The following is a 13,597-nucleotide window of genomic DNA, read 5'->3' as shown; positions in this document are numbered from 1 at the left end:
ATTAGCGATGCACTGCATCGGCCTTGGGATGCAAGGAATCCGGCCTCATATCTGTCCAATGTGTGCTGATATAATCCATACATGCCTCACGGCTGTCTGTCGGGTGAACGACCTCCCATCCAGTCGGTACATGCTGGAAATCAGGCCAGAGTGAATACTGTCCTTCTCCATTCATCAGCACTAAATAACCACCTTCATTCTGCTCAAAAGGATTAATCATGGTTTGTTTTCCTCCTTGCGATTGTGATGTATTGATTTAGAAAGCCTGTATAGTTTTGCTACCATCAGTTTTCCAATATGAGACAAGGGTCCCGGCTGGCACAGATCCTTATGACGGCAATCCAGTTCATGCTGCTCTAGCTGTCCATCAATATAGGGAAGCCAGGTTTCCGGAGCAATTGGCTCAAACCAATCTGGGATAATTGTAGATCGGAAAAATAATATATCGCCTTTGTACCGTCTCGGAACGTACTCCCCCAAGATACGCACAGAATTTACATAAGTATCCTTGAGGTTTAAAATCGTCTCCTCGCTGAGGCTGGCCAAGGCGCTACCATCGCTTCGTAAGATATGCAGAGCGGTGGAAAGCCGCAAAGGCTCATCATTCAGACTATCCGGGTCATACCCCCCCAGAGCCAACAGAGCGATTAACGCTTCCTCCTCATCTGGTCCTCCCCGCAGCGGCAAATGGTTGCTTGGGTAGGAATCCAGCATGGTCAGAATCGCAATCGTCTCTCCTTCGTATTGAAGCTGTGTCGCTATTGCATGAGCTACATTCCCTCCCAAAGACCACCCCAACAGATGATACGGTCCTGTGGGCTGAATTGTGCGAATATGACGAATATAATCGGCTGCCATATCATCCAGTGTCTGCGGCAATTCCTCCTGTCGGGCGATCCCGCGAGCCTGTAAGCCATAAATCGGATAATCCTTGCCCATGGACTGGATCAAGCCCGCATAACACCAGCTTAATCCGCCTGCCGGGTGTACACAGAACAACGGAGCTTGCAATCCGCTTGCCCGCAAAGGCAGCAAAACGTCCAAAGCCCCTTGACTGGCACCTACGTTCAACTGCTCAGCTAGGCCAGCCACTGTTGGCGTTCCAAAAAGGTTGCCAATGCCCAACTCGATACCCAATGCCTCGCGGATTCTACTAATTAGCTTCACAGCCAGCAATGAATGACCGCCCAGATCAAAAAAGCCATCATCTATACCGATTCGCTCCATGCCAAGCGTCTCGGCAAACAAATCACACAGGATTTCCTCCTGTGGCGTTCGCGGTCCCCTTCCTCCACCCGCAGCCATCTGCATGGGAGCAGGTAATGCTTTACGATCCAGCTTGCCATTAGGTGTAAGCGGGAGATCGGATACCGTGACAAAAGCTGACGGTATCATATAATCAGGCAAGCTGACTCCTGCATGCAGTCGGAGTCTGGACGCTTGCGGTTCACCGCCAGGTACAGGAACAATATAGGCGACGAGTCGTTTGTCCCCCGGCTGATCTTCGCGGACAATGACCGCTGCCTGAGCCACATCATCATGCCGAACCAGCACCGCTTCAATTTCTCCCGGCTCCATGCGAAAACCACGTATTTTGACCTGCTGGTCAGCACGTCCGGCATACTCCAGCGAGCCGTCAGACCGCCAGCGGGCCAAATCACCTGTCCGATACATCCGGCTCCCCGGCAAACCATACGGATCGGCTACAAAACGCTCTGCCGTTAAAGCGGGTCTTCCCAAATAGCCTTGTGCCAATCCAGCACCGGCGACATATAAATCACCCGTTACACCCGGCGGGACAGGCTGAAGTCGATGATCCAGCACATACACTTGCAGGTCAGGGATGGGACACCCAATCAGACTGTTTGCTTTTTCAGCCACCATATCACGGTCCAACGCAATATAGCTGACATGTACAGTTGTCTCCGTAATCCCATACATATTCACCAAGGTAGGAGTATCGTCTGCATGACGCTCATACCATGCAGGCAGCCGGCCCAGTTCCAGAGCCTCACCACCAAATACGACATAACGCAACGCCAGCTTTTGTGAAAGGACAGGCTGTTCAAGATCAGCCTGCATCAGTTGATAAAATGCCGAAGGTGTCTGATTGAGCACCGTTACACTCTCGTTCACCAGCAATTGCAGGAATTGCTCCGGAGAACGACTGACAGTATACGGCACAATGACAAGACGGCCTCCATGCAGCAACGGTCCCCAAATTTCCCATACTGAAAAATCAAACGCATAGGAGTGGAACAGAGTCCATACATCCGATGGACCAAAATGAAACCAGGGCTGCGTCGAATCAAACAAACGCGCGACATTTTGATGAGGAATAACTACTCCCTTTGGTTTTCCGGTAGAACCGGACGTATAAATAATATAAGCAGGATGAAGCGGCAAGTAGGCGGCTCCCGATTTAAGCACAGCCAGCAATGCAATAACCATATCCAGTGACCGAGGAAGCGCCAGCGCCACAATGCGATCTGGACCTGCACCACGCGCTATCAGCAGATGCGCCAGTCGATTGGCACGCGCGTTCAATTCCTCATAACTTAGCTGGTTGCCTTCGTATGAAACTGCAACAGCTCCCGGGGTACGGGCAGCCTGTTGTTCGAATAAAACAGGCAAGCTCGAGGTAGACGCTTGGTTAGGACAAGTGCTCGCGTTCGTGTCACCGTTCCACTTCACGAGAATTTCGTGTCGTTCCTCGGGTCCCAAAATATCCAGGGCCCCTATCGGTTGTTCTGTATTAGCCACCGCGGCCACCAATAGTCGCTCCAGCCGTACCTTCATAGCTTCTATCGTTTCTCTTTTAAATAAATCGGTGTTGTATTCGATCCATCCCTCGATTCCATCAGGTCGCCCGTCTGCGGTCCGACACTCGCGCAGCTCCACCGTCAGATCAAATTTCGCTGCACCCACGCTGGCCAATTGCAGTTGAGTTTCCACACCGGGCAACAGCAATTCGGGATCAGGGGTGTTTTGTAAAGCAAGCATAACTTGAAACAATGGATGTCTCGATCTGGAACGTGTAGGGTTCAGCATCTCTACAAGCCGCTCGAAGGGTACATCCTGATGTTCATACGCATCCAGACAAGTACGACGGACCCGTTCCAACAGCTCACGGAAAGTAGGGTCGCCCAATGTGTTGATACGAAGCACCAGCGTGTTGATAAACAAGCCCACGAGATGATCCAGTCCCTCTGCGTTACGTCCCGCTATCGGACTGCCCACCGGGATATCCGTCCCTGCACCCAATCGGGTTAGCAATGCGGCCAACCCGGCCTGCACCACCATAAACAGGCTGGCCCGACTTTCACGAGCCAAACGCAGCAACTGCTCATGCAATTCGGGAGCGATACGCAATACTACGGTATCTCCCCGGTAGCTGGCCTCGGAAGGGCGTGGATAGTCTGTAGGCAGATCTATTTGATCCGGTAGACCTTTCAATGCGTCGTGCCAATAAGCAAGCTGCTTGTTCATCAGGCTGCCAGCCTCGTTCTCCCTGCCAAGCAGATCCTGCTGCCATAACGCATAATCCGCATATTGTACAGGCAGCATCGGCAACACCGGTGCCATGCTTTCAGGATGTGCGGATTGTTCCGCATGTGCATAACGGTCGATGTGCGCAGCATAGGCTGTAGCCAAATCACGTGTGAGTGCATTCAGCGACCAGCCATCTCCGACAATATGGTGCAACGTCACGAGCAGCACATGCTGGTCAGCAGACAGCGTGAACAGTTCGGTTCGCAAAGCCGGCTCCACTGCAAGATCAAAGCAGTAACGTGACCCTTCAGCAAGCATGTGTGGCAGCTCTGCCTCACAAATTTTCGTCACACGGAGTACAGGCCAAGTTTGCTGCATTTCCAGAATGACCTGCTGCGCTACACCTTGCACATCTGGAAAAATCGTACGCAGCGTCTCATGGCGGGCCACGATGTCTCCTAAGGCAGCTTGAAGTGCCTCCACATTTACATCCCCCGACATACGGATAACGAGTGGGATATTATATGTAGGGCTTGGTCCCTCCATCCGATGCAGGAACCATAATCGGCTCTGGGCGAAGGAGAGAGGAATTCGTTGTGGACGTACGGCCGGAAGCAATGAGGGCCTTAAGCTCTGCCCTTGGTCCAGTCGTTCCGCAAAACTGGCAACCGTAGGAGTTTCAAACAGGCGGCCTATATTCAGTTCTACCCCGAATACCTCCCGGATTCTTGCCATCAAGCGTGCGCCAAGTAGCGAGTGACCGCCCAGATCAAAGAAACTGTCATCAATACCGACTATCGGTAGTGCCAGCACTTCTGCGAACAGGTCACACAACATGGCTTCCTGTGGTGTTCTGGGAGTACGGACGTGGAGAATCTTATCCATAACAGGAGCAGGCAATGCCTTACGGTCCAGCTTGCCATTAGGCATGAGCGGCAAGGCCCCCAGCATCACAAACGCTGAAGGTACCATATAATCGGGCAGACTCGCAGCGGCATATTCACGTAACGCCAGTGAATGCAAACGATGAGGCGATGAGCCCAAGTTCCCTCTTATACTTTGATATCCAAAAGGTTCGGCAGGCGCTTTTTTTTCGGATTGCTCACTTTGTCCCGATGACCTACCTGGCTCCTGCTGAATAGTCTCTGTCTCAGCTCCGGTAAGCACCGGCGTTGCTGCGGCAGCGATCGGTACGATATAGGCAACCAGCCGCTGATCGCCCTCGCGGTCCTCACGGACAATCACAGAGACTCGAGCTACATCGGGATGCCGCGCCAAAACGGCTTCAATTTCACCCAGTTCAACGCGGAAGCCGCGAATTTTAATCTGGTGGTCCGCACGCCCCCCGTATTCAAGAGATCCGTCCAATCTCCAGCGGGCCAAATCTCCAGTTCGATACATCCGGCTCCCCGGAGGGCCAAATGGATTGGCTACAAAGCGCTCCGCTGTCAAATCCGGATGGCCGTAATATCCCCGAGCCAGCCCATCCCCGGCAATGTACAGGTCCCCTGTGACCCCTGCCGGAACTGCCTGAAGACTACCGTCAAGTACGTACACTTGCGTATTGCGGATAGGTCTGCCGATAGCCGGTGTTCCCGTGTCCCCTTTTTCGATGGAAGCTGCAGTAGACCAAATCGTCGTTTCGGTGGGACCGTACAGATTCGTAATGCGGCAATCCAGACGCTGGAGTGTATGCAGCAATTCCTCAGGCAGAGCCTCGCCTCCAACCAACACCCGCAAGCCCCGAATAGTCTCTGGGTGTTCCGTTGCCAGCACATGCCACAGCGTAGGCGTCGCCTGCATCAGAGTAGGCTGTGAACGGTTAATCAGCTCGGCCAAAGCAGACGGCTCCTGAACGGTTTCTTTCCGGGCAATAATCAGTTGCGCACCATTCAGCAAGGGCAAATAGATTTCCAGTCCGGAGATATCAAAGGATATCGTCGTAACTGCCAGCAGTCGATCCTGCTCACACAACGTGAATTGATCCTGCATGGCAAGCAAAAAATTTGTCAGGCTCTTGAAAGTAATAACGACTCCCTTCGGCTTGCCCGTTGAGCCAGAGGTATAAATAATATACGCAGGATGGTCCGTGGATAAAGGCTGAACACGTTCACGATCCGTAGGATTCGTATCCGGGTAGGCTGATAGTTCATGATTATGTCCGTTCAAAACAGCCGCCGAATCCCCTTGGCCGCTTCCTCCATCCAAAAACATACGTGGCACAGAAATGTCTGCCGGTATGCGGTCCGCTACCTGGGCATTGGTTAAAATGCAGACCGGAGACGCATGCTCCAGCACATAAGCAACACGATCCTGCGGATAATCAGGGTCCAGTGGAACATAAGCCGCGCCCGTTTTAAGCACAGCCAGCATCCCTATAACCATATTGACGGAGCGAGGGAGCATCAGGGCAACGATCTGCTCAGGTCCTGTCCCATGAGCAATCAGCCAATGGGCCAATCGGTTCGCCCGCTTATTCAGCTCCTTATAGCTAACCACCATGTCGTTGTCACATTCCACAGCTACAGCATCAGGTCTAAGTTCCGCCTGTAGCTGGAGCATTTCCTGTAAGGAAGCGACTGGCATCGGACTGGAAGAACGATTCCAGCCCTTCAGTATAAGCTGACGCTCCGCAGGCAGCAGGAGGTCGATTTGTCCAACCGGCTGTTCTGGTTCCGAAGCTGCGACCTTTGTAAGCAACTGCAAGAAACGCTGTTGATGCTCTTCTATTTCCCGTTTGCTATACATAGCAGGGTTGGCATCCCAATCTATGCGCAATCCAGATCCGTCCGACCTGTCATAGACATTCAAGGACAGATCATCAACCGGGCCTGCCGACAGATTATGTGTAATTCCGCGAGAACCGTTAAAATTCAGCTCATAGTCAAATGGCATAATATTGACCAATGGACCAAACAATCTCCTGTTTTCACTAAGCAAGCGCAGATCACGCCGTAGCTCCTCATGCCTGTATTTTGCATGACGCCGTATCTCACCCAGCTCCTGTACCAATTGACGGAGCAATGTGGCTACCTTCATTCCTGGCTGAATCGACAAACGCAGCGGCAACAAATTCATCACCATACCCGGCACACGGAGCGAGGCTGAGCCTAATCGGTTCATCATTGGCAAGCCAAGTATAACGTCTTGTGCACCTGTGAACCGGTGAATATAAATAGCCATTGCCGCCAAAATTACATCCGGCCAGCTCACGTTGAGACGTTCCGCAGCCATCTGAAGACGTTCACGCTCCGCAGAGGTGACATGGGCTGTAACGCGTACGAAACCTCCAGCCATCGCTTCTTTCGAAGCTACATGCCCGGAGTTTCTCGTCGCATGGTCTCCCAAACTAGCCACCTCGAACCCATCGGCAAAGCGTTTGATCCAAAATTCACGCTCCTGTCCAAACTTCTCCGAGACGCGATAGACCGAATCTTCCTCCAATAGTTGGCTAAACCGCGGAAAGCAACCCTCTTCGTCCAAGCGGCCTTCCGCTAAAGATGTGTACAGTTGAGCCACCCGCTGCGCTATGAGCGAAAAGCCAAAACCATCCAATGCAATATGATGAACACGCTGATACCAGAAAAATTGATGATGACCTACCCGAAACAATGCCTGTGTAAACAGTGGCCCTTGGGTAAGATCAATCGGCTTCAGCAAATCATCCCTCATCCAGACTTCAGCAACTTTACGAGGATCAGGAGCTGCGCTTACATCGATTTGGTGCAGCGTCCATTCCCCAGAAGGCATAATCATCTGCCAGGGTCCATCCTCATCCTCTCCGAACCGCAAATGCAGTGATTCAGCCTCTGCCATCGTGCGGCGAAGTGCTTCCTTAAAGCAAATGGGATCGACCGGCCCGTGAATCTCAACGTATTCACCGGTATTATAGGCCGGATTTTGCAAATCCATCTGTTGGGCAAACCAAATGCCCGCTTGCGCTCCCGACAAAGGAAGACGAATAGCCTGATGCTTGAGCATACACAAACCCTCCTTTAAAGGGAAAAATAGTCTAAATTAGGCATTGACTGCCTAGTTCGCGAAGACAATAGCTTCCACCAATCAGCAAGTGTCGGACGTTCAGCCAACTCCACGAACGTCACCCTTGCCCCGTAGCGGCGCCATTTTTCCACAAGACTCATCATACGAATCGAATCCAGTCCCCTATCCATCAGATTATCGTGGGTAGCCAATCCTTCCGCTGATTCCTGCAGCAGTCCTGCGACCTGCTCACGTACCAATTGTTCAGTTAACTGCGGAGCCGCAGGCACTTCCTTTTCAGCCATTGCTGAATCTGAAGTCTTTGCCTCGCTTTCTCTTTCACCAGGCTTCTGGCCAGCTATACCTGTCTGAGCTGTAGCCATATTTACACTTTGCACCTGAGTACCTTCCGTTGCTGCCCCCTTCGTAGTCTCCAACTCGTCAATCAAGGGGGCAGTCAGCATCGTAACCGCGCAACGCTCAGCAGCGTAAGTCAGGGCCATTTTGTGGTATTCCAGTGAAAAGTCCCCCAAGGCGTCAGCTACAAAAAAAGGCTGTATATCCTTCATAAATGCCTCGGTCGCGGTCATTAGACAGCCAATATGTGCGTAAATACCGGTAATCATGATCTGATCGCGATGATATTGCCGCAATATATCGTCTAAATTGGTTTTTTGAAATGCGCTATACCTCCATTTCGTCATAACCATATCCTGATCCGAAGGGGCAAGCTCGTTCACAATCTCCTTTTGAACAGGTCCATCATCCATCCCCTTGCCCCAAAAATCCTGCTGTAGCCCCCTTTTCTCCGGAGCCTGACCTCCCGGCTGCGCCGAATAGATTACAGGTATCCCAAGCTGCTGGCAGTGGCTTTTCAACAACTGGATGTTAGCGATCAACTCCTTGACCGGAGATTGCCCAGCCTCAAAAGCGGTAACAAAATATTGCTGCATATCATGAATCAATAGCACTGCACGTCTGGGATCAGGCCGCCATGCCACTTTATTTTGGGGCATATCCGAAGCACTCGGCATCGGATAAGCTGAAATTGGAGGAATAGCCATCATATCGCTTCCTTTCATTTTTCATTACGAGTATCTGTCTTGCGTTATGTGTTCTTGCTCATCGTTATGTCTCCATGCGGTTCAGGTGCAGATGCTAGCTGCTGTGTAATCATTTCCCGCAATGCTTTTTTACTAACCTTGCCTACACTGGTCTGTGGAAACGCTGTTATAAACTCAATTCTGTCAGGAATTTTGTAAGCCGCCAAACCACGTTCACGCAGAAATTTCTTCAACTCCGTTACGGTCGGTACCATCTCATACGGGATAATAAAAGCACAGGAACGTTCACCCAAATATTCGTCAGGCATGGCTACAATCGCTGCATCATGCACACCGGGATGGGCCAGCAAATGATTTTCAATCTCCTCAGCCGCCACCTTTTCTCCGCCCCGGTTAATTTGATCCTTCGCTCGGCCTTCCACAATCACATTGCCATCGGGACTCAACCTCACCAAATCGCCCGTACGATAAAATCCATCCCGCGTAAATGCTCTTGCATTATGCTGATCCGCCTTATAATAACCCCGAATCGTGTAAGGTCCGCGTGTAAGCAAATGGCCTACCTCTCCCGGTGCCACTTCTTTGTCCTCATCATCCAATATTTTAATTTCATCGTCGATTGAAATGGGACGTCCCTGAGTTGCTACAATGATATCCTCCGGATCATCCAGTCTGGTATAATTGACCAGCCCCTCCGCCATACCAAACACCTGTTGCAGGGTACACCCAAGTTCCGGCTTTATGCGACGAGCAGCCTCCTCATTGAATTTGGCTCCCCCTACTTGAAGCACCTGAAGACTGGACAAATCACAGGTTCTCGACGAAGCACTATCAAGCCATACCAGCGCAAGCGGCGGGACCAAAGCAGTAATCGTCACCTGCTCCTGTTCAATCAATGGAAAAGCATCATCTGGACTCGGCGTAGGCGCAAGTACAATTTTAGCTCCCGCATATAAGGCTCCGAAGACACCCGGAGAACTGAGCGGGTAATTGTGAGCCATGGGAAGCGCAGCTAAATACACGCTATCTTCATCCAGACCGCATATTTCAACACTGCCCCGCAGACTGTAAATATAATCATCGTGTGTCCTTGGAATTAGCTTGGGCAAGCCTGTACTCCCACCGGAAAGCTGGAGAAAGGCAATATCCCCCGCAAGCACCTGGGGTAACGACTGATCAGGTTGGATATACAATCCGGATAGAGCCGTAAATTCCTGCGGCTTGCCCACAACAATGACATGACGCAGGGTTGCCACTCTGGCTTGTACCTCTCTGGCTAGTCCACGATAGTCAAAGCCCGAATATACATCTGGAATGATATAAGCAACCGCCTCGGAAAATTCACCGAAATAGGCAATCTCGCTACTTCGATGAGCCGGAAGCGAGAATATGGGTAACGCCCCCAATCTGAACAGCGCAAAGCATACATCAAAAAACTCCGTAACATTTGGCAACTGAACGATGACCCGATCCGTCGATCTAATTCCCAATTGGTAAAATCCGGCTGCCAGACGATCTACTTTTTCGTCCAATTCACGGTAGCTTGTACTTGTTTGGCCGTCCGTCACTGCCGTCCGGTCACCTTGCGATACTGCACGCTCCCGCAACATTTCTCCAAAGGTCACTCCCTCCCAGTAGCCTGCCTTCCGGTAACGCTCGGCAAATTCCTGCGGCCATGTAGGGCATCCGGGCAACATCATGATATTCCTCCTCTTTCTGTATCGTTCTCGTTATTCATGCTTCAGTCCCAATGCCTGAAGCATGGTTCCAAACTTGGCTGCTGTTTCCGCCAGTTCGTCTTCCGGGTTTGAAGCCGCCACAATGCCTGCCCCTGCAAACAGACGCAAGGAATGCTTTGCAGCTTCTGCACAACGGATCGTAATCACCCATTCTCCATCTCCTGCTGCATCACACCATCCAACAATTCCCGTGTAAAAGCCCCGATCAAATGATTCGATATCTCGGATAACCTTTTTGGCCTGCTCTGTAGGCGAACCGCATACGGCTGGCGTAGGATGCAGCGCCAGGGCAACGGCCAAAGATGAAACCGTCAAATCCACTAATTCCCCCGTAATTTCAGTCGAAAGATGCCACATCGTCTCTGTTTGTATCAGCGAAGGCTCCTGCGGCACATCCAGTCTCCGGCATAGCGGTCTGAGTGCCAAGGCCACCGCTTCAACGACTACCGCGTGCTCATGCCGGTCCTTGACTGATTCCAGCAATGCCGCAGCCCGCAGCTTATCTTCGACAGGATCATCACTGCGAGGTGCAGAGCCAGCCAGCGGATTAACCGTCAGATGCAGCCCCTCTCGGGAAACGAGCAGCTCGGGGCTAGCTCCAATCAGCGTTCGCTGTTCCACACCGACAACAGCCCCGTCCGAGCCTGCTTCTTCCGCCTCCAAAGCGGGTAAATCAACAGCGAAGGTATAGCCTTTGGTATTATGTCTGGCTAAATTATGCAAATAACTTGGAACGTCTACTTGTTCCGAAGTATCCAGCTGTAGTGTTCTGGAGAGCACGATTTTGTTCAGCTCCCCGGACGCAATATATTTCAGGGCCTGTTCCACCCCCTGTACAAACTCCGACGGTTCGGGCACGGAACGAATACCGTAGTCCGGAGCCTGCCCAAGCTTTGTCGGGTTCACACGGCTGGCAGCATTCGCTGAATCGGCAGCTTTCCCATTCTCGGAGTGCCAGTTCGTAGAGTCAGAATGAAGCGGCCCCGCCCAGCGAGTCTCTGCCGGAACCAGAAGCTGTGCAGCCCGTGAAGCATCAAAGGGAATAGCTCCCACCACAATCGGATGTCCACCGTGGGACTGACGCACACTCTCGAGCAACGTGGCTACACGCCCGGTCAATCCGCCCTCCGTATCGCTTGCCTCCCCATGCGGCAATGCCCCCAACGTACCTTGGGCCAGTAAAGTCCGGGTGGGTGACGCAAAAAAGAAGGAAGAGCCTGGCTTGTAATCTTTTAGCAACTGAGTCGCTTGTACTTCAAGCGCAGTATTGGATTTCATACGTTATTGCCTCCTGTTCCATTGTTTTCTGTCACGATTGCCATCATCTATTCCCATACAAGACCGCTGCATTCCACTCAGACACCTAACGTAGCGCCACCATCAATGCGCAAATCATGCATCGTTATATGGCGTGACTTGTCCGAAGCAAGAAAAACAACAGCATCCGCGATATCTGCCGGATCAGCCAACCTTCGCAGTGGAATGCCGACCTTGTAAGCGTTCGGCGATCCGTCAATAGCTGCTTGTGCCCCACTTTCATCAGACCACAGGGACCACTGCATTTCTGTCTCCGTAGAACCTGGGGACACCACATTACAGCGAATATGATGGCAGGCAACCTCCAATCCTAAGCATTTAGTAAACATCGCCGAAGCGGCCTTTGAAGCTGCATAAGCTGCCATATACATACGAGGTACAGCTCCCGCATTGGAACCCACCGTGACAATCGAACCCGATTTCCGGGGAATCATATGCTTCACCACAGCCCGGGATATGTAAAAGACACCGTTTGTGTTTACAGCAAAGGTTTCCGTCCAGTCACTGTCACGGAGCGTGTCTACTAGCCCAATTCGTAGCACACCCGCAACATTCACCAAAATGCCAACTGGTCCGAGATGATGCTCAATCTGCTCTACCGTCTCATCGACAGCCGCACGATGGCTGACATCGACAGGAAAAGCCGTTGCACGATAGCCGTCACGCACCAGCTCGTCTACCAGCCTGCTCACACCTTCTGCGTTTCGGTCTACAGCGGCAATGATTGCTCCCAATTCGGCCAGAGAACGCGCCACAGCAGCACCGATACCTTGGGCAGCACCTGTAACCAGAGCTACCTTCCCATGTATTCCGTCATCACTCATGTTCATTCCACCCTTTCCAGCGAAATCAAAAGAAGCAGTTTAACGCTCAGTCTCTGCTGTAATCATCATTCATTTTGAATTTAAATAACTAATAATGATAATCATTATCAATTAATAGTTACAAAATATGATAACTAAACCATCAATTACAGTCAATGTTGAAAATCGTCTGTTTTCGTCCATATTTGTACATTTAAGAAAATTATCAATTCAAAAAAACCTCTCCTGCTAGCATTGGAGAGGTTTTTTTGAATTTTATCCCTTTTTATACTCTATATCCCTTTATATATCTTCATTTTTTGATTCTTTTTATAGTTTTAGTGACAAACCGAAGCAAAACGAACGGCTCTGCTCACCAGTACTGGCAACACGGATATATGGCCTTCATCTGCAAATTCACGGAATTCTACATGCAAGCCCGAATCATTCACATTTGTTAAACGCTCGGCAAGCTCCCTGGCCTTTTCCTGCATACCACTTGAATGTCCTGCTTCCAGCTCACCCACCGCAATCAACAGCCTTTTGTTCCGCTGTTCCTGATCTGTGGAGGCTAAAAAGTGTTTCTCTTCCTCCATAATGGCCCTCCCACCCCAGTGAATAGAGGGACTTCCCGCCACATAGATCTGAAAAGAGCCGGGTCTTGTAAACAGGGTATGTAATACGAACAGGCCCCCTAATGAATGACCGAAGATCGTTTGTCGGCTGCGATCGATGTGAAAATCACGCTCCATTTTAGGCTTTAGCTCATCTTCAATAAATGACAGGAAATGCTCGGCTCCCCCGCTTTCAATAGGTGCTTCTCCGTTTGGTCTTACAGGAAGCTCTACTGCCGTCCTTGGTAGTGTAAGATCGTAATATCGAGAAGGATGGAACGGAGCCTCTGTTGGGTAGCCTATTCCTACAACGATAGCTGGGACAACACCCGTTTTGTCGGGTCGTCTGCCCTGAACACGCACCGCTTCCACCAGGGTTCCAAAAACAGAATTGGCATCCAGTACATAAATAATTGGATACCCGGATACAGGAGGTTCCTCAGCAGGGATCGCAATATAAATATGATACTCACGGTTTTCAGCCTGTGAATACATCACTCGATGCTGACTTCGAGGAACGTACACAGCTCCATGTGCATCACTGGAACGATGAACATGCGTAAATAGGTCTTTCACGGGAATAACCT

General features: G+C 51.1%; 7 protein-coding genes. All 7 read right to left on the bottom strand.

Annotated features, from left to right (window positions below; all coding sequences use genetic code 11):
* Position 1: 1 nt before the first annotated feature.
* Positions 2 to 220: an MbtH family protein gene (locus ACYCS5_RS21995; RefSeq protein ID WP_459760126.1), complete on the bottom strand. Its 219-nt coding sequence runs from the start codon at positions 218 to 220 to the stop codon at positions 2 to 4.
* Entirely contained in the window at positions 217 to 7,473 is a 7,257-nt protein-coding gene (locus ACYCS5_RS21990; protein ID WP_459760125.1) for an amino acid adenylation domain-containing protein, read from the bottom strand. Before ACYCS5_RS21990 ends, ACYCS5_RS21995 begins: the two co-directional genes overlap by 4 nt.
* Positions 7,474 to 7,487: 14 nt before the next feature.
* Positions 7,488 to 8,537, bottom strand: coding sequence for an isochorismatase family protein (locus ACYCS5_RS21985; RefSeq protein ID WP_459760124.1), 1,050 nt, complete (start codon positions 8,535 to 8,537; stop codon positions 7,488 to 7,490).
* A 44-nt stretch (positions 8,538 to 8,581) separates the two neighbouring features.
* Positions 8,582 to 10,234, bottom strand: coding sequence for a (2,3-dihydroxybenzoyl)adenylate synthase (locus tag ACYCS5_RS21980; RefSeq protein ID WP_340933887.1), 1,653 nt, complete (start codon positions 10,232 to 10,234; stop codon positions 8,582 to 8,584).
* A 33-nt stretch (positions 10,235 to 10,267) separates the two neighbouring features.
* Positions 10,268 to 11,554, bottom strand: coding sequence for an isochorismate synthase DhbC (dhbC, locus tag ACYCS5_RS21975; protein WP_459760123.1), 1,287 nt, complete (start codon positions 11,552 to 11,554; stop codon positions 10,268 to 10,270).
* Between the two features lie 77 nt (positions 11,555 to 11,631).
* Positions 11,632 to 12,417, bottom strand: a complete 786-nt coding sequence (locus ACYCS5_RS21970; RefSeq protein WP_029516433.1) for a 2,3-dihydro-2,3-dihydroxybenzoate dehydrogenase — start codon at positions 12,415 to 12,417, stop codon at positions 11,632 to 11,634.
* A 317-nt stretch (positions 12,418 to 12,734) separates the two neighbouring features.
* The gene (locus tag ACYCS5_RS21965; protein ID WP_029516432.1) at positions 12,735 to 13,505 is read right to left on the bottom strand and encodes an alpha/beta hydrolase; all 771 of its coding nucleotides are present in this window, start codon (positions 13,503 to 13,505) and stop codon (positions 12,735 to 12,737) included.
* Positions 13,506 to 13,597 lie beyond the last annotated feature (92 nt).

The organism is Paenibacillus sp. SEL3, from assembly GCF_054602585.1.
This window is presented reverse-complemented; position numbering and strand designations above follow the sequence as displayed.